Raw genomic sequence first — 15,800 nt, forward strand, 5'->3', positions numbered from 1 at the left:
CCGGGATCCGCCCGGCCGCCAGGGCCCCGGGCCCACCCCGTAAAATCGCGGATTTGTCTCCCGAACACCTGAAAGCCCTGCCATGAGCCTGAAATGCGGCATCGTGGGCCTGCCCAATGTGGGCAAGTCCACCCTCTTCAACGCGCTGACCAAGGCCGGCATCGCCGCCGAGAACTATCCGTTCTGCACCATCGAGCCCAACACGGGCGTGGTGGAAGTGCCCGATCCCCGCCTGCAGCAACTCGCCGGCATCATCACGCCCGAGCGCATCGTTCCGGCCATCGTCGAGTTCGTGGACATCGCGGGCCTCGTGGCCGGCGCCAGCCAGGGCGAAGGCCTGGGCAACCAGTTCCTCGCGCACATCCGCGAGACCGACGCCATCGTGAACGTGGTGCGCTGCTTCGAGGACGACAACGTCATCCATGTGGCCGGCCGCGTGGACCCGATCTCCGACATCGAAGTCATCCAGACCGAGCTGTGCCTGGCCGACCTCGCCACGGTGGAAAAGGCGCTCAACCGCTACAGCAAGGCCGCCAAGTCGGGCAACGACAAGGAAGCCGCCAAGCTGGTGTCCCTCCTCACGCCCATCCAGGCCGCGCTCGACCAGGGCAAGCCCGCGCGCACCGTGCCCTTGAGCAAGGAAGACGCCCCGCTGCTCAAGCCTTTTTGCCTGATCACCGCCAAGCCCGCCATGTTCGTTGGCAATGTGAGCGAAGACGGCTTCGAGAACAACCCGTTGCTGGAGCGCCTCAAGGAATACGCCGCCGCCCAGAACGCGCCCGTCGTGGCCATCTGCGCCAAGATGGAAGCGGAAATGTCCGAGATGAGCGACGAGGACCGCGACATGTTCCTGGCCGAGATGGGCCAGGCCGAACCCGGCCTGAACCGCCTGATCCGCGCCGGCTTCAACTTGCTGGGCCTGCAGACCTACTTCACGGCGGGCGTGAAGGAAGTGCGCGCCTGGACCATCCACGTGGGCGACACCGCGCCCCAGGCCGCAGGCGTGATCCACGGCGACTTCGAGCGCGGCTTCATCCGTGCGCAGACCATCGCCTTCGAGGATTTCATCGCCTTCAAGGGCGAGCAGGGCGCCAAGGACGCGGGCAAGATGCGCGCGGAAGGCAAGGAATACGTCGTCAAGGATGGCGACGTGATGAACTTCCTGTTCAACGTTTAAACCGGCACGCGTCGGTTTTTCAAGCTTGGCCGACGTTTGCGGGCGTCGGCCAGCGCTCGGAAAAATGCAGGCCTGTCTAGTGGCGCTCTCGATTCCTAGATTTCAACAAGAGCGAAATAGCGCTTCTTGGACAGAGCTTTGCCGCAGATGCATATTGCAGTGGTGGAGTTCGGCCAGTCCGTTGACCTGAACGCTCGCGATAAGCTTCTCGCATCAGACATCTATCGGCCGGCATGCTCTCTTTCGGCTGAACGGCAGTTCAGGCCAATTTCGGACTTTGACTCATCTCCCATTGGCAGGCAGTTTTAGACCCAAAGCGATTGGTTCCCATTGACGTGGTGTGAAAACACGATCTGCGATTTTGGGTGGGATGGCTAATGATGTGCTGTGCAACGGCTTTGTTGCACAAATCGCGATGCTGATGCCCGTAGACTGACTGCGTGACAGAGACGAAGAACAGGCAGCGGAGCAAGTACCGCACGACGAACTGGAAGGCGTACAACGCGGCGCTGAAAGCGCGAGGCTCGTTGACGATGTGGCTAGTGTCCTGTCCCGTTAATTCGCAGGCACGATAGCTGCATGGTTTCGGGCCATCCTTGAGGTGCCGCCATGCCCAATGCAACGACCCGAACAGAAATTGCGCTTAGTGAAGTGGAGCGCGCGGAACTGACGTCCATGGCGCGATCACGTTCGCTGCCAGCGGCGTTGTCGCTCAGGGCGCGCATCGTGCTGACTTGCGAAGGCACAGATAAAGCCAGCACCGCGGTTGCGCAGGCTCTGGGGATCAGTCGTAGCACTGTCACCAAGTGGCGCGGGCGCTATGCGCGCCATCGCATTGCAGGGCTTTACGACGAGTTGCGCCCGGGTCGCCCCCGCACGGTAGATGACGAGCGTGTTGCTGAGTTGATTACCAAGACGTTGCACACCAAGCCTGCTGATGGGGGTACCCACTGGAGCACCCGCACGCTGGCCGCCGATACGGGCATCAGCAAGAGCACGGTGGCGCGCTATCTGCAGACCTTCAACCTCAAGCCGCACCGGGCCGACAGCTTCAAGCTGTCGACCGATCCGCTGTTCATCGAGAAGCTGCGCGACGTTGTGGGGCTGTACCTGAACCCACCTGACAACGCGCTGGTGCTGTGCGTGGACGAGAAGAGCCAATGCCAAGCTTTGGAGCGTACGCAGCCGATGCTGCCAATGGGGTTTGGCTATGTCGAAGGTGTCACGCACGACTACGTGCGCCACGGCACCACCACCTTGTTCGCGGCCCTGAACGTGATGAATGGCCAAGTGATCGCGCAGTGCCGGCCCCGGCATCGTCATCAAGAGTTCCTTGCCTTCCTGCGCGCCATCGACAAGGCAGTGCCCGACGAACTGGATGTGCACTGCATAGCTGATAACTACGCCAGCCACAAGCATCCAAAGGTGCGCGCTTGGTTGGCCGAGCGGCCTCGCTGGCACATGCACTTCGTTCCGACCTATTCAAGCTGGCTCAATCAGGTCGAGCGCTTCTTCTCGATCATCACCACGCGGGCAATCCGCCGTGGCTCGTTCACCAGCGTGAAGGATCTGATCAACAAGATCGACACATTCATCGCGAATTACAACCAGTCCTGCCAGCCGTTTACTTGGACAGCTACAGCAGACTCCATCCTCGAAAAACTCGCCAGACTATGCGGGCGAATTAACGGGACAGGACACTAGATGAGGGCATGCAGTGGTTTGGCACGCCGACCGGCAGGCGTGGACGCAGCCGAACCTTCTCGGACGCAGCAATCCAGTTCTGCCTGAGCATCAAGTGCCTGTTCGGCCAGCCCTTGCGACAGGCGCTGGGCATGGTGCAGAGCCTGCTGCGGCTGGCAAAGCTGGACTGGCCGGTACCTGACTTCAGCACTGTTTGCCGGCGCCAAAAGACCTTGCAGGTCGAACTGAGCTACCAGCGAACCAACTCGCCGCTGCAGTTGCTGGTGGACAGCACCGGCATCAAGTTCCTGGGCGAAGGAGAGTGGAAACGCAAGAAGCATGGTGCTGAATACCGGCGCGAATGGCGCAAGGTCCATCTGGGCATCGACGCGCAGACGCTGGAAATACGCGCCATCGAGGTGACCAGCAACGCCATTGGGGATGCGCCGATGTTGCCCGGGTTGCTGGCTCAGATTCCCACTGACGAATCCATCGAAAGCGTCAGTGCCGATGGCGCCTACGACACGCGCGCCTGCCTGGACGCCATTGCCGAGCGGCACGCGATGGCGGTGATCCCGCCCCGCAAGAACGCCAGCCATTGGAAGAAGTCGAGTCCGGGCTCGGCGCATCGTAATGAGGCCATTCGGGCGTGCCAGCGCCTGGGTCGCGGCATTTGGAAGAAGTGGAGCGGCTACCACCGGCGCAGCCTTGTGGAGACGAAGATGCACTGCTTCAAGCGACTGGGCGAACGGGTGATCGCGCGCACGTTCGACCGCCAGGTTGTGGAGCTGCATGTCCGCGTGGCCTTGCTCAATCGGTTCAGTCAGATCGGCCGTCCTCACACCGTGTCGGTGACTGCTGTGGCATAGGTCCGTCTGGGGTTGGGGTCATGCCGTCTGCAATTCGATTTGTGCAACAGCGCCCCTGTGAATCCATCCGTTGCCCATGCTGCACTCATCGCCACTTTCAAGCGGGCCGAGGCCGATGCCGCTCACAAGTTCGCATTGATCAAAGCGGCTGCGGCTAAGGGCCCCAAGGCAGTCCAAGCCGCCTCCGAAGCCGCCGCAAAGGCAGGAAGACGCAGGGACTCGTATGCAAAAAAGCTGAGCAATTTGGGGGTGAGCCTCAAGGATTGAGCGCGGCCAAGCCTACAGCGTGATGTGTGGAGAAATGCATGAGCCGCTTCAGGCTGGTCGCAGCCGTTCGCATCCCAGCCGATGTCCGGCAGCTTTCTGCGGTCAAAGCGGCCGGTCTTGTCGGCAGCGCCTATGGCTGCCGTGCATTAGCTATGGCCTATCGTTCGGGGTCAGGCGTATATCTCGTCCACAAGCCAGTCATGACCAGCGAGATCCGACCCCTCGAGACCTTCTGGCCGGTGCACTGCCATTCGTCGACAACTTGCGCTGCGGCAAGTAATGCCAGCAGTTAGCATGAATCCAGTCGGCGCTGCAAAACGCTTTCGATGGCCGTTCCTATCCAGGCGGTTGACGGCTGTATCCATGGGATTGAATTGCGCGATCAGGTAGCAACGATCGCTAGAGAGGGGAATAACTTGGCAGATCTGCAGATCGAGGTAACAGTCAAAGAGGGTGATTCCAGCACTGCGCGGGGTTCACTCCTGGAGTCTCTCGTTAAGCGAGTACTGATTGCTCTCCAGTACGAGCATGTGCGAACGACAGTCAAAGTGACCGGCTGCGAACTCGATGTAGTTGCACAGGACAAGCAGACCGGAACTCGAGTGTTAGTCGAATGCAAGGCTTACAGAGACAAGACGCTAAGCGCTGACGTCCTGACAAAGCTGATGGGAAATCTTGCCTTTAGCGATGAGTACAAAGCGGGTTGGCTGGTCACGACGGGTCCTCTAGGAAAGGAGGCTTTGGGTCTGGTTGAGCAGCATCGCCAGCGGCCTCCCGAGCAGCGCGAGCGACTTCGAATCTGGGAACCACAGCCGCTTATTGACCTATTGGTTTCAACTGGTCAGATAGTTCCGGTGCAGAAACTTCAATTGCCGTCGTCGCACGTCGTCTTGGGCAGCCATACGCTCTGCATTACAGACATCGGCGAGTATTGGGCGGTGACCGCAATCGGCCCCAAGTCGGGCGTGGCCGACACGGTGCTAGCCTTTGATGCAACAGATGGCTCACCTGTAAAGAACGCTGCCCTGCTCCAGCAGTTGGCGTCCAGAGACTCGAACTTGAAGACCTTAGAGTGGGTTGCGGGAGGCGAGGAAGGCGTCGCTGTTGGCACCGTGGCTGATGCATCACTCCGTCAAGAACTGGATAGTATTGCGTCTGTACCGGTTGCTGATGATTGGTCTGACTACCGACCAGCAAGAGCGGAAGACTTCGTAGGGCGAGACGAGCTGTTGAAGGACATCGTCCGTTACTTTGACGATGTCCGAACTGGTGAATCGGGGGCGCGCCTTCTGGCCATCAAGGCACCATCGGGGTGGGGCAAAAGCTCGTTCTTGGTGAAGCTCCGATCGGTTTGTCAGCAGGGAAAAAACAAGGACAGGCTTTTTCTCTATGCAGTCGATTGCCGCACCGCAATCTCCCCTCGGTATCCCGAACTTGCATTGAAGCGATGCATTGACGCGGCCGTCGCGAGCGGCTTTGTCACCGGAGCTGGAAAGCCGTGTCGCGTAACCTCAGCTGGTCAGCCATTCGCAGATCTTTCGATGCGCGCGGTTCTTGATGAATTGAAAGAAAAGAACAAGGTCATCGTCCTGTTCTTTGACCAGTTTGAAGAGATAACCACCAAGCAAGAGCTAGCCGAGCTGTTTAATCAGATTCGGATGCTGTGCGCTGCGGTGGAGTCCGCAGACGAGTCAATCGTTTTGGGCTTCTCCTGGAAGACCGACGGCTCGATCCCTACGGATCACCCGGCCTATCACGTTTGGCACTCGTTTTCCGATCGACGTGGCTTTGTTGCACAAATCGCGATGCTGATGCCCGTAGACTGACTGCGTGACAGAGACGAAGAACAGGCAGCGGAGCAAGTACCGCACGACGAACTGGAAGGCGTACAACGCGGCGCTGAAAGCGCGAGGCTCGTTGACGATGTGTAAGCGTCTTCTCAGTACCCTCTGTTTTTGCTGAGGGCTGATGTGCAGGCTCGGTGGTCCATGTACGCTGCGATGGTGTGCATGAAGAACCGCTAATGCACATCAATGAACGATCAAGACACCCCGAGCAAGCGCCGTCGGCGCGAGCACAGCCCGATGTTCAAGCGCGAGCTGGTCGCACGAAGCCTGGTGCCCGGCGCGTCAGTGGCCGCCGTCGCGCTGCAGGCCGGCATCAACTCGAACCTGCTGTTCGCATGGCGCCGGATGCACCTGAGCACGCAAGAGCAGCCCCAGACGCCAGCGCCGCCGCAGCCCTCGCCGATGTTGCTGCCCGTCACCATCGAAGCTGCTCCGGTTGCGCCATGCCCTTCACCCACGGCGGCGGCGCCTCGTCAGCCTGGCGGGACCATCGAGATCGATGTCGGCGGGGCGAGGGTGCGATTGCGCGGTGCAGTCGACGAAGCCAGCGTGCGCCATGTCCTGCAGACGCTCAAGGCGCTGGCGTGATCGGCCTTCCCACGAGCACCCGCGTCTGGATCGTTGCCGGCCACACCGACATGAGGAAGGGCTTCAACGGCCTGTCTGCGATGGTGCAGACGGCGCTGGCGGCCAACCCCTTCTGCGGTCACGTCTTCGTCTTCCGCGGCCGGCGCGGCGACATGCTCAAGGTGCTGTGGTTCGATGGCCAGGGATTGCTTCTGCTGGCCAAGCGCCTGGAGCGCGGCCGATTCGTCTGGCCGCAGGCGCAAGGCGGCAAGGTCTCGCTCACGCCGGCACAGCTCTCGATGCTGCTCGAAGGCATCGACTGGCGCATGCCGATGCGCACAGATCAGCCTGCGCTCGCAGCTTGAACTGGGCTCAAGAATTCGTCTTCTGAACGCGCTGGTCGCGGTCGATTCCGGGTAGGTCCGATGGCATAGTAGATGGCGTGCCGAACACCGCCAACGCACCCCACACCGTCGACTCGCTGCTGCGTGTCGTGCAGGCCCGTGACGCGGAAGTCGCCCTGCTCAAACTGCTCGTCGACAAGCTCAAGGTGCAGTTGCTGCGCCAGGTCCGCGCCCGCTTCGGCGCCTCCAGCGAGCAGTTGGACGATCCGCAGATCGCATTGATCGAAGGTCTGCCGCTGCATGAACTCGCACCGGTCGGCAAGACACCGAAGGCGCAAGCGGCCAACAGCGAAGGCTTCGACCGCAGCCTGCCCACACACCTGCCGCGGGAGAACCATGTGTACCGGCCCGAGACATCGGATGCGCGGCGCGATGCCGCCGGCCAGGCCTGCGGCTGCAGCGCATGTGGTGGTCGGCTGCGGCAGATCGGCCAGGACGTCTCGGAACAACTGGAGTACGTGCCCTCGCGCTTCAAGGTGATCCGCCACGTGCGCCCCAAGCTCGCCTGCATGGCGTGCGAATCGATCTTCCAGGCGCCAGCGCCCAGCCGGCCCATCGCACGCGGCGTGGCCGGCCCCGGGCTGCTGGCCCACGTGCTGGTCGCCAAGTATTGCGACCACCAACCGCTGTACCGCCAGAGCCGGATCTACGCACGCGAGGGCGTCCTGATCGAGCGCTCCACGATGGCTGGCTGGGTCGGCCAGAGCGAGAAGCTCTTGCACCCACTGGTCGCAGCGCTCGGGCGCTACGTGCTGGCGGGCTCCAAGCTCCACGCCGACGACACGCCAGTGGCGGTGCTCTCGCCCGGGCGGGGCAAGACCAAGACCGGGCGGCTCTGGGTCTACGTGCGTGACGATCGGTCATCTGCGAGTGCAGACGCGCCCGCGGCGTGGTTGCGTTACTCGCCCGACCGCAAGGGTGAACATCCTCAGGCGCACCTGAAGAACTTCAAGGGCGTGTTGCAGGCCGATGCGTATGCCGGCTTCGCCAAGCTCTATGCAAACGGCAACGTCATCGAGGCTTCGTGCTGGGCGCATGCGCGCAGACCATTCTGGGATCTGCACGAGAGCCAGGGGCGGGCGCAGGGCTCGGTTGCAGAACAGGCCCTTCGGCGCATCGGTGCGCTGTATGCGATCGAATCCGACATCCGCGGCCGCCCACCGGATGAGCGCTGCCGGGAGCGGCAGGCGCGAGCCGGGCCGTTGCTCGAGGAACTGTTCGCCTGGTTGCGAGGGATGCTCGGGCAGGTGTGTGCCAAGTCGGAACTCGCACGCGCCATCGGCTACACGCTCACACGGCTCCGGTCGTTGACGCGCTACCGTGACGACGGTCGCATCGAGATCGACAACAACGCCGCCGAGCGCGCGCTGCGCGGCGTGAGCCTGGGCCGCAAGAACTTCATGTTCATGGGCTCGGACGCTGGGGGCGAGCGCGCCGCGGCCATCTACAGCCTGGTGGAGACGGCCAAGCTGAACGGGCTCGACCCCGAGGCTTACCTGCGCGATGTGCTCGGGCGCATTGCGGACCATCCGATCAATCGCATCGACGAGTTGCTGCCGTGGAACATCGGCCGACACGCCGAAGACCAACGACAAGCAGCTTGAGCATGGCGAGCAAGGTCCAACGGATCAAGGCACCAGCGGCGATCCTGCAACTGCACATTGAATTGCGCGGCACCAAGCCCAAGGTCTGGCGCCGCGTCCTGGTGCCAGAGACGATCACCCTGGCCAAGCTGCATCTTGTGGTCCAGGCTGCCTTCGGCTGGGGCCACTCGCATCTGCACGAGTTCATCGCTGGCGACGGCGAGCGCTATGGCACGCCAGACCCGATGCACGACGAGCCTGGCTCGATCACCAGCGAAAGCACGCGACTGACCACTGCCCTGAACCGGTCGACGCTGAGCTACGTCTACGACTTCGGGGACTACTGGGACCACCGCATCAAGGTCGAGAAGAAGATCGCACCGATGCCGCAGTTCGTGCTCCCGTTCTGTGCCGGCGGTGCCTGTGCAACGCCGCCGGAGGATTGCGGAGGCGCACCGGGCTATGCGGAGTTCGTGCGGGCCATGGCGAACCCTGACGATCCCGAGCACGACAACCTGGTCGAATGGATCGGTGCCGATACCTGGGACCCGTTGGCCTTCGACAGCATCGAGATCAACGACCGGCTCGCCGCGATCAAGGTCTGAGCGACGATGTCTCGGACGAACTACATCAAGGCCCTGATCGAGGACGGCGGCGACATCACGATCGGTGCGCTGCCACCGCACGAGTGCGTCGCCACGGCCGCCGATGGCAGCAACTGCCTGGCCATGCTCGTGCGTCGCGACGGTGAGAGCCTCAACGTCCTGCTCAAACGCTTGAACAAGGCCATCGGCCTGGCTTGGTCAAACGACACGTTCGTTGACGAGGTCAACGACGGCGAGAGCGACCTGCTGTAGTTCTTCCGTCGATCCCGCGTCAAGAGGGGGGCTGAGACGGCGCTTACGACGATGTGGCTAGATGAGGGCATGCAGTGGTTTGGCACGCCGACCGGCAGGCGTGGACGCAGCCGAACCTTCTCGGACGCAGCAATCCAGTTCTGCCTGAGCATCAAGTGCCTGTTCGGCCAGCCCTTGCGACAGGCGCTGGGCATGGTGCAGAGCCTGCTGCGGCTGGCAAAGCTGGACTGGCCGGTACCTGACTTCAGCACTGTTTGCCGGCGCCAAAAGACCTTGCAGGTCGAACTGAGCTACCAGCGAACCAACTCGCCGCTGCAGTTGCTGGTGGACAGCACCGGCATCAAGTTCCTGGGCGAAGGAGAGTGAAAACGCAAGAAGCATGGTGCTGAATACCGGCGCGAATGGCGCAAGGTCCATCTGGGCATCGACGCGCAGACGCTGGAAATACGCGCCATCGAGGTGACCAGCAACGCCATTGGGGATGCGCCGATGTTGCCCGGGTTGCTGGCTCAGATTCCCACTGACGAATCCATCGAAAGCGTCAGTGCCGATGGCGCCTACGACACGCGCGCCTGCCTGGACGCCATTGCCGAGCGGCACGCGATGGCGGTGATCCCGCCCCGCAAGAACGCCAGCCATTGGAAGAAGTCGAGTCCGGGCTCGGCGCATCGTAATGAGGCCATTCGGGCGTGCCAGCGCCTGGGTCGCGGCATTTGGAAGAAGTGGAGCGGCTACCACCGGCGCAGCCTTGTGGAGACGAAGATGCACTGCTTCAAGCGACTGGGCGAACGGGTGATCGCGCGCACGTTCGACCGCCAGGTTGTGGAGCTGCATGTCCGCGTGGCCTTGCTCAATCGGTTCAGTCAGATCGGCCGTCCTCACACCGTGTCGGTGACTGCTGTGGCATAGGTCCGTCTGGGGTTAGGGTCATGCCGTCTGCAATTCGATTTGTGCAACAGCGCCGATCGACGTCGTGAATTCGAACTGCCGCTGTTTTCCAAGAGTGACATTTCCAAGCTCCTTAACCGTCTCTCCACGGAACTCCATACTCCGATCGAGCACGGACTACGGCGGCTGCTCGGTGAGCATTGCCAGGGGTATCCCTGGCTACTGAAAAAGCTATGCGTACACGTATTCCAGGTGCTGCGATTGAAACCTGCTGCGCAGCGTGAACTCCTTGATCGAGCGCTCGATGTGGAGGCGCTGTTTAAGAAGGACTTCTTAGACCTCGACCATAGGCAGATCGCTTGTCTGGAACGCATCGCAGGCGACTCACCGGCTGATCACTTCAAGATGGTCGACCAGTTCGGCGACCAGACAGTTGATTCGCTCATCCACCGGCGCCTAGTTGTCCGAAGCTCTGGCAAGCTTGTCTTGTACTGGGACATTTTCAGAGACTTCGTTCTCTACAAGCAGGCGCCAGCCATTCCCGCGCGGTACGTCCCGGTATCGGCTCCGAGCACAGCGAAGCTGGTGATCGAAACTTGTTCAACACTGTCTGCGGTCCCGAAGCTGGCAAACAAGTTGTCGCTTCAGGGCGGCACGATCGACAACGTGGCTCGCGACTTGGTCATGTTAGGCGTGTGCTCCTATGACAGGAAGAACGAGCGCCTGCGGCTGCTGCATACTGACATTCAGGAATCCTTGGCGGCCGCGTTTCGATTCTTCGGCTCTCACGCGCTACTTCGTCGAGCAGTTGACGCGCATGGCAAAGGATTTCGTCAACTGCCGCTGGCCACACTAATAGGTCTTTGGTCCACGGAGTTCTCCACGGAGGAGTACGCGCCCGCCACAATCGCGGCGGTCTCCAGACGTATGGTGCTCTGGTTTCAATCACTGGGTATCTTGACCGTTGACAGTGGAGATCTGGTAACCCATCGAGTGGACCAGGGCCCGCCAGCTGACCTAAATGAGTTCCAGGCCGAACGCCGGCGGCGTACCGGGAGAAGGCTCTTTTTGGGTGAAGCTCCGCCGCCGCGCGTGCTTGACGTGGTGAGGCGGCTGCGGGAGCCAAACTACATCAGAGAACCTTCAGATCGAAATGCGCTGTACGCACTCAACGCGCTTCGTCTCGTGACCTCTACTGTGGACCCAGCGCTGCTTGACCGGCCAAGGAAGGGCTTGGAAGAAAGGTGGCTCGCACTGAAGGTGCTCGCACAGCCGACGGTCCGCGTCGCCGTCGAGCTGAAGCGCCGAAACTCTGAGGTTAGCGGTGTGCATGTTGGACAAGCCTTCGAGACGCGATTCCAGATGGGCGTCTCCGAGGCCTCCCTGCGGCGATATGGCAGTGGGGTGTTGGTGTGGGTGAACTGGCTTCAGGAACTGGGAATCGTAGAGCCTTGACCCGTGCAGTTCCAAAGCCGTATCTGGGCTCTTGGAGCTCCAGCGACGCCGCGAGGGCCGTAAGGGGCATCGGCGGGTGAGAATGCGGTATGCCCAAGAATCTACCGACTGCCGCCCAGGCCTGGGAAGACGTCACCTTCTTCTCGATCGACACCAATCTCATCCAGGCCGCTGGCTACAACTTCGCGCAAGGCGCACTACATCAGCTACCCAATCAACTACCTGAGTCGATCGGACTGCAGTTGCCGGAGATCGTGGTCAGCGAGATCGTTAAGCATCGGATGGAATCAGTACACAAGGCGCACAAGGTTCTGGCAGGTGCGGCTGATGAACTGCACCGGCTGACAACAATTGACGTCTCGGAGGTCCGGGAGTCTGTTGAACGGCTTAACGCCATTAGCGCAGCCACTCAGCGGTTCACTCAGCAGGTTCATGACTACACGGCCCAGTGCCGAGGCGCCGTTCTGCCCACGGCGGGAGTGGACGCGGTGGGAAGTCTGTTCGCTGACTACTTCGCCCAGAAGCCCCCATTCGGCCTAAGCGAAAAGAAGAAGTCAGAGTTCCCGGACGCCATGTGCCTGTGGCAGCTGGAGCAGTACGCCAAGGACAATAACACCATAGGGATCATCGCGTCGGACGACAAGGGGTGGAAGCAATACGCAGCCGAGTCAGGAACGCTCTACTGCGCAAATTCGATCGACGAACTGACAGCGCTCTTCGCTGCGACCAACGAATACGCTGAATCCATCAAGACGAAGATCGCAGCAGCGGTCAAGGATGGCGGTTCGCCATTGGGTATTGCTCTCGCGCACTCGCTAAGCCAACACATTGCCAACGCGAACTGGGACGCTTCGGAGGTTTACACAGGTTCGTCGTACCGGGTTGAGGCGGAGGCCTACGATGCCAATGTCGTCGAGTACAGCATCGACGGAGACACAAGCGTCTGGTCTGTGAAAGGCGAGCCCATCACATGGATCGTCGAATTGACGGTGCGCGTCAAGGCGAGTGTAGAGGTGTCCTGCGAATTCTTTGCATGGGACTCCATCGATAAAGAGGAACTCAGCCTCGGATCTCAAGAGTTCAGCTCTGAAGAAGAGGTCGATGTCGAGGTCTTCCTGACCTGCTCCGACGTGCATCTGCAAACTGAACCGAGCGACTGGGACACCGACATCGAGATCGCTGACGGCCGCTACTCCCTAAGTGGGTTCGAGGTCGAGCTGGACTACGGCCCTCCGGAAGACGAATAGTCCTTTTTGAGCCGCCGGCCGTTTCGAACGAATTTCCGCTTTGGCTGAGACTTTCCCTCAGGGTGATCAGGCGGACCGGCAGCAACCGCTGCATAGTCGACCTTCAAGTTGACCAAGCCAATGCACCTTCTAGTCGATTACAGCGCCCGCCTGTTCGTCGGTGCTCACGTTTATCCGATGTATTTCTGGAGCCGACCAGAGGGCTCAAGCGTTAGACCAAAGACTACTACCCATCGAATCCTGTTCATGCCTGCCCGCCCAGACCCGCGCCCGAAGGCTGCCTGACGCAGCCCCCGGGCGCCCCCGGTCAGCGGGGCCGGAACGCGTAGACGTCAGGGTTCCACACCTGTCCGCCCTCATCGTTCTGGCACGAGAAGCCAAAGCCCGAGAACACATACATCACGCCGCCCACGGCGGCCGCGTTGGTGCGTTTGATCGCCGGGAAGGCATCACCGCCCGGGGCCAGCAGGCGCCATGTGCGGTCGTGCAGGTTGAAGCGCCACAGTTCGGACGTGGCGTTCTGCGGGAACGCGGCGCCGCAGCCGGAACTGCCGCCCGGCAGGTCGCCCCCGGCCATCAGCAGCGCGTGGCCGATCTGCACGGTCGATCCCTGGTGGCGGGGCGCATCGACATTGTCGGCTTCGGCGGGCGTGATGTTCTGCCACTGGCGGGTGGCGAGGTCGAAACGCCAGGTGTCGTTCAACGAGACGAAGCCGTCGCTGTCGCTGAATTGCCCGCCGTACAGCGTCAATTGCCCGTCCCATGCACGCCCGGCCACCGCCGCCTCATGGCGCGAGGTCGGCGAGTTAGCGTCTCCGTTGGCGATGATCTGGGTCCACAGGTTGGTGCGCAGGTCGAAGGCCCACAGGTCGTTCAAGGTGTGGAAGTCGGTCTGGATGCCGCCGAACACATAGACCTTCTCGCCATCCACCCACAGGGCGGGGCGCGATCGGGCCGAAGGCCCCGGATTGCCAGGTTGCAACTGCGTCCAGCGGTTCAGCAGGGCGCTGTAGGCCCACAGGTCGTCGAAGAACGTGAGCGAGGAAAGGTCGGCGCTGTAGTTGGCGCCGCCGAACACCAGCATCCAGTGCTACGCCGGCACGGCGGCACTCGCGGCGAAGGCCCGGGCCGGCGGCTTGGCGCCGGAGGGCGACAGCGGCGTCCACCGGGCCAGGCGGGGGTCGAAGCGGTACAGGTCGTCGTAGAACGTGTTCTCGCCGCTGGCGAAATCGTCCTTGACCCCGCCGAACAGGTAGATGGACCCGAGGACCGGCGCCACGGCGGGCGTCGAGCGCACGGACGGCCCCTCGCCCGTGGTGACCAGCCGGGTCCAGCGGCCGTCTGCTGCTAATGCTTCTGCTACTGCGCTCCCATGCGCCTGCGCCCCGGGGGCGATCAGCGCCAGGGCCATTCCCAGGCCCCACAGAAATAGTTTCATGAAATTCCTCCGTTGTATTGATTGAAATGAACCCGGTCGTCCGGACTTCTCCGGAAACGACCGCGCGCAGTCTATCTTTCCGCTGTTCGGAATATTGGATCGGTCACTACTGGATGCATCTGTAACCTGTGCAGGCTGTCCAAGAGCTTGCGCGCTGCAGCCAGCGGCGTTGGCATCTTGGTCCGGCGGGCCCCCTTGGGCGGGCTTAGGATGTTCTTCGAGTCCTACAGAGGGCCTGCGTGGCTTGGGCGACAGTCAGCGGGTGCGTCCCCGCGCCGCAGGTTCTCCTGGCGCTTCGCGTGTCGATGGGTTGGTTTCACATGAGCGCCGGTCGATCGGCGGAACGAAGAAGGATGCAGAGTTGGACAAACGCATGGCACCGAAGACCATCCTGCACCGCGTGCGGCAAATCGCCTGGTCCGTTCCGGGGTTGCCCGTCATCGCCCTGGCGGTCCGCAACTACATCCTCCACCAGAGCGCCAACCAGGCCGGGAGCATGGCGTTCTCCTCGGTGCTGGCGATGTTCCCGCTGCTGATCCTGCTGTCGGCCACGGCGGCCTATGTGGGCGAGCCGGGGGATGCGGCGGCGCTGGCCCAGCGCGTGCTGGAATACGCGCCGCCGGTGGTGCGCGATGCGATGCAGCCGGTGATCCAGCAGGTGTTGGCGCAGCGCAACCAGGCGCTGCTGGCGATCGGCTTTCTGGTCACGCTGTGGACGGCGTCGTCGGGCATGCAGGCGGTGCGCACGGCGCTCAACCGCTCGTACGGCATCGAGCGCGGCCTGCCGTTCTGGAAGGCGCGCATCAAGGTGGCGGTGTTCACGGTGGTGGTGGGCGGCGGCATTTTCGCGGCGTTCAGTTCGGTGATCGTCATGCCCTACGTGTGGCAACTGCTGGAGCGCAACGTGGGCGTGGGCCAGGAGACGCCCTGGCTGCGCAACAGCGTGCGCTACGGCTCGGCGTTTTTGGTGCTGACGGTGCTGTACGCGCTGCTCTACGGCTGGCTGCCGGACCTGCGGCAGCGGCTGCGCACCGTGGTGCCGGGCGCCATCGTGGGCGCGGCGATGTGGGTGGGGGCGGCCGCCACCCTGTCGTACACGCTGCGCAGCGCCGGCAAGCTCGCGCTGGTCTACGGCAGTTTCGCGGGCGTGGTGGCCACGCTGGTGTTCCTGTACATCAGCGCCACCACGTTGATCTTCGGCGCGGAGGTCAACGGGGTGCTGCGCGACGGTGTCGAGCCGCTGGAAGCATCGCCCGAAGCGCTGGCCGAACCCCCTGAATCCGAGCCGCAAGCGGTCCCGGCGACCGGCTCTCCTCCATCGCCGCAAAGCCAGGGGTGACTGGCGCGGGCTTCGCGCCGATGCCTGCTTCCCGCAGGTCCATCCCGGCCCGGACCCGTGCGGCGCCTTGGCCCCTGACCGCTGACCGTTCTTCGCGGGCACTGTGCATCGGAGCCGCTGTGCCGCATCGTCCATCCTTCCCTTGAGCGCCGAAGTGCGCCCGGCCGCCGTGGCCGGGC

The 15,800-nt window shown here is 62.3% G+C and carries 14 protein-coding genes and 3 pseudogenes; 15 read left to right on the forward strand and 2 right to left on the reverse strand.

The window, feature by feature from the left end; genetic code table 11:
* Positions 1 to 82: 82 nt before the first annotated feature.
* The 14 genes and pseudogenes from ychF (at position 83) to M5C96_RS04040 (ending at position 12,844) form a co-directional block, all read left to right on the forward strand.
* Positions 83 to 1,177 (forward strand): redox-regulated ATPase YchF, encoded by a 1,095-nt coding sequence (ychF, locus tag M5C96_RS03975; protein ID WP_272567328.1) that lies wholly within the window; start codon positions 83 to 85, stop codon positions 1,175 to 1,177.
* Positions 1,178 to 1,617: 440 nt separating this feature from the next.
* Positions 1,618 to 1,719 (forward strand): annotated as a pseudogene (locus M5C96_RS03980) (IS5/IS1182 family transposase); the annotation flags it as partial.
* 67 nt (positions 1,720 to 1,786) lie between these two features.
* A complete protein-coding gene (locus M5C96_RS03985; protein ID WP_272563777.1) occupies positions 1,787 to 2,881 on the forward strand; it encodes an IS630 family transposase in 1,095 nt (364 codons plus the stop codon).
* A pseudogene (locus M5C96_RS03990) lies at positions 2,878 to 3,729 on the forward strand (IS5 family transposase); the annotation flags it as partial. The gene M5C96_RS03985 and the pseudogene M5C96_RS03990, both read left to right, overlap by 4 nt.
* 593 nt (positions 3,730 to 4,322) lie before the next feature.
* Positions 4,323 to 5,822: a restriction endonuclease gene (locus M5C96_RS03995; protein WP_272567329.1), complete on the forward strand. Its 1,500-nt coding sequence runs from the start codon at positions 4,323 to 4,325 to the stop codon at positions 5,820 to 5,822.
* Between the two features lie 4 nt (positions 5,823 to 5,826).
* Positions 5,827 to 5,958 (forward strand): hypothetical protein, encoded by a 132-nt coding sequence (locus M5C96_RS04000; protein ID WP_272567330.1) that lies wholly within the window; start codon positions 5,827 to 5,829, stop codon positions 5,956 to 5,958.
* 71 nt (positions 5,959 to 6,029) lie between these two features.
* The gene (tnpA, locus tag M5C96_RS04005; protein ID WP_272563682.1) at positions 6,030 to 6,431 is read left to right on the forward strand and encodes an IS66-like element accessory protein TnpA; all 402 of its coding nucleotides are present in this window, start codon (positions 6,030 to 6,032) and stop codon (positions 6,429 to 6,431) included.
* Positions 6,428 to 6,775 carry an IS66 family insertion sequence element accessory protein TnpB gene (tnpB, locus tag M5C96_RS04010; protein ID WP_272563683.1) on the forward strand — a complete coding sequence of 116 codons (348 nt, stop codon included), beginning with the start codon at positions 6,428 to 6,430 and terminating at the stop codon, positions 6,773 to 6,775. The genes tnpA and tnpB overlap by 4 nt, the downstream gene beginning before the upstream one ends.
* Before the next feature lie 77 nt (positions 6,776 to 6,852).
* The gene (gene tnpC / locus M5C96_RS04015; protein ID WP_272564826.1) at positions 6,853 to 8,418 is read left to right on the forward strand and encodes an IS66 family transposase; all 1,566 of its coding nucleotides are present in this window, start codon (positions 6,853 to 6,855) and stop codon (positions 8,416 to 8,418) included.
* 2 nt (positions 8,419 to 8,420) lie between these two features.
* Entirely contained in the window at positions 8,421 to 9,002 is a 582-nt protein-coding gene (locus M5C96_RS04020; RefSeq protein ID WP_272563684.1) for a plasmid pRiA4b ORF-3 family protein, read from the forward strand.
* A 6-nt stretch (positions 9,003 to 9,008) separates the two neighbouring features.
* Positions 9,009 to 9,254, forward strand: coding sequence for a hypothetical protein (locus tag M5C96_RS04025; RefSeq protein WP_272563685.1), 246 nt, complete (start codon positions 9,009 to 9,011; stop codon positions 9,252 to 9,254).
* Between the two features lie 48 nt (positions 9,255 to 9,302).
* Positions 9,303 to 10,163 (forward strand): annotated as a pseudogene (locus M5C96_RS04030) (IS5 family transposase); the annotation flags it as partial.
* Between the two features lie 39 nt (positions 10,164 to 10,202).
* Positions 10,203 to 11,597: a hypothetical protein gene (locus tag M5C96_RS04035; protein ID WP_272567332.1), complete on the forward strand. Its 1,395-nt coding sequence runs from the start codon at positions 10,203 to 10,205 to the stop codon at positions 11,595 to 11,597.
* An 89-nt stretch (positions 11,598 to 11,686) separates the two neighbouring features.
* Complete coding sequence (locus M5C96_RS04040) at positions 11,687 to 12,844, forward strand: PIN domain-containing protein (RefSeq protein ID WP_272567333.1); 1,158 nt, start codon at positions 11,687 to 11,689, stop codon at positions 12,842 to 12,844.
* 307 nt (positions 12,845 to 13,151) lie between these two features.
* Here M5C96_RS04040 and M5C96_RS04045 read toward each other — a convergent pair whose 3' ends face one another.
* Entirely contained in the window at positions 13,152 to 13,928 is a 777-nt protein-coding gene (locus M5C96_RS04045) for a Kelch repeat-containing protein (protein WP_272567335.1), read from the reverse strand.
* Positions 13,929 to 13,934: 6 nt separating this feature from the next.
* Entirely contained in the window at positions 13,935 to 14,282 is a 348-nt protein-coding gene (locus tag M5C96_RS04050; protein ID WP_272567337.1) for a kelch repeat-containing protein, read from the reverse strand.
* Between the two features lie 373 nt (positions 14,283 to 14,655).
* Between M5C96_RS04050 and M5C96_RS04055 the strand changes: the two genes are divergently transcribed.
* Positions 14,656 to 15,621 carry a YihY/virulence factor BrkB family protein gene (locus tag M5C96_RS04055; RefSeq protein ID WP_272567338.1) on the forward strand — a complete coding sequence of 322 codons (966 nt, stop codon included), beginning with the start codon at positions 14,656 to 14,658 and terminating at the stop codon, positions 15,619 to 15,621.
* Positions 15,622 to 15,800 lie beyond the last annotated feature (179 nt).

Origin of the sequence: Acidovorax sp. GBBC 1281 (genome assembly GCF_028473645.1) — a bacterium.
Taxonomy (GTDB): Bacteria; Pseudomonadota; Gammaproteobacteria; order Burkholderiales; family Burkholderiaceae_C; genus Paracidovorax.

Bases quoted from the DNA above. Each gene is read 5' to 3' on its own strand.
- ychF (WP_272567328.1), top strand. From the start codon at position 83: ATGAGCCTGAAATGCGGCATCGTGGGCCTGCCCAATGTGGGCAAGTCC.
- M5C96_RS04025 (WP_272563685.1), top strand. From the start codon at position 9,009: ATGTCTCGGACGAACTACATCAAGGCCCTGATCGAGGACGGCGGCGAC.
- M5C96_RS04055 (WP_272567338.1), top strand. From the start codon at position 14,656: ATGGCACCGAAGACCATCCTGCACCGCGTGCGGCAAATCGCCTGGTCC.
- M5C96_RS04045 (WP_272567335.1), bottom strand. From the start codon at position 13,928: ATGCTGGTGTTCGGCGGCGCCAACTACAGCGCCGACCTTTCCTCGCTC.
- M5C96_RS04040 (WP_272567333.1), top strand. From the start codon at position 11,687: ATGCCCAAGAATCTACCGACTGCCGCCCAGGCCTGGGAAGACGTCACC.
- M5C96_RS03985 (WP_272563777.1), top strand. From the start codon at position 1,787: ATGCCCAATGCAACGACCCGAACAGAAATTGCGCTTAGTGAAGTGGAG.
- M5C96_RS04050 (WP_272567337.1), bottom strand. From the start codon at position 14,282: ATGAAACTATTTCTGTGGGGCCTGGGAATGGCCCTGGCGCTGATCGCC.
- tnpA (WP_272563682.1), top strand. From the start codon at position 6,030: ATGAACGATCAAGACACCCCGAGCAAGCGCCGTCGGCGCGAGCACAGC.
- M5C96_RS04020 (WP_272563684.1), top strand. From the start codon at position 8,421: ATGGCGAGCAAGGTCCAACGGATCAAGGCACCAGCGGCGATCCTGCAA.
- M5C96_RS03995 (WP_272567329.1), top strand. From the start codon at position 4,323: ATGGCCGTTCCTATCCAGGCGGTTGACGGCTGTATCCATGGGATTGAA.